This window comes from Streptomyces sp. CO7 (assembly GCF_053474865.1).
Genome location: NZ_JBRIOU010000001.1, coordinates 147,117 through 147,965, shown reverse-complemented (window position 1 = coordinate 147,965; position 849 = coordinate 147,117). Strand labels below are relative to the sequence as shown.

Genomic DNA, 849 nt, shown 5'->3' with positions numbered 1-849 from the left:
GCCTCCGACGCCCCGCGCGCCGCCTCTCCCGCCCCCGGGGGCGGTGTCCTCGTGCTCGCCGGGACGCCCATCGGGGACGTGGCGGACGCCCCGCCGCGCCTCGCCCAGGAGCTCGCCACGGCCGACGTGGTCGCCGCCGAGGACACCCGCCGGCTGCGCCGCCTCACCCAGGCGCTCGGGGTGCGCACCGAGGGGCGGGTCGTCTCCTACTTCGAGGGCAACGAGACCGCCCGCACGCCCGAGCTGGTGGAGGCGCTGCGGGGCGGGGCGCGGGTGCTGCTGGTGACCGACGCGGGCATGCCGTCGGTCTCCGACCCCGGGTACCGGCTGGTCGCCGCGGCCGTCGAGCACGACATCAAGGTCACCGCGGTGCCGGGGCCGTCGGCGGTGCTGACCGCGCTGGCGCTGTCCGGGCTGCCGGTGGACCGGTTCTGCTTCGAGGGGTTCCTGCCGCGCAAGGCGGGCGAGCGGCTGGGGCGGCTGCGGGAGGTCGCCGGGGAGCGGCGCACCCTCGTCTACTTCGAGGCGCCGCACCGGCTGGACGACACGCTCGAGGCGATGGCCGAGGTGTTCGGCGCGGACCGGCGGGCCGCGGTCTGCCGGGAGCTCACCAAGACGTACGAGGAGGTCCGGCGCGGCGGGCTCGCGGAGCTGGCCGCGTGGGCCAAGGAGGGCGTGCGGGGCGAGATCACCGTGGTCGTCGAGGGCGCGCCCGAGCCGGCGCCGGGGGACGTCGACGCGGAGGAGCTGGTCCGGCGGGTGCGGGTGCGGGAGGAGGCCGGGGAGCGGCGCAAGGAGGCGATCGCGGCGGTCGCGGCGGAGGCGGGTCTCCCGAAGCGGGACGTCTTC

Annotated in this window: 1 protein-coding gene; it reads left to right on the top strand. The window is 78.2% G+C overall.

The genetic code is table 11. The features are described 5' to 3' along the window. Nucleotides 1–51 precede the first annotated feature (51 nt). Nucleotides 52–849: 16S rRNA (cytidine(1402)-2'-O)-methyltransferase (rsmI, locus tag ACOV8S_RS00670; protein ID WP_448315655.1), on the top strand; the 798-nt coding region annotated here is incomplete at its 3' end.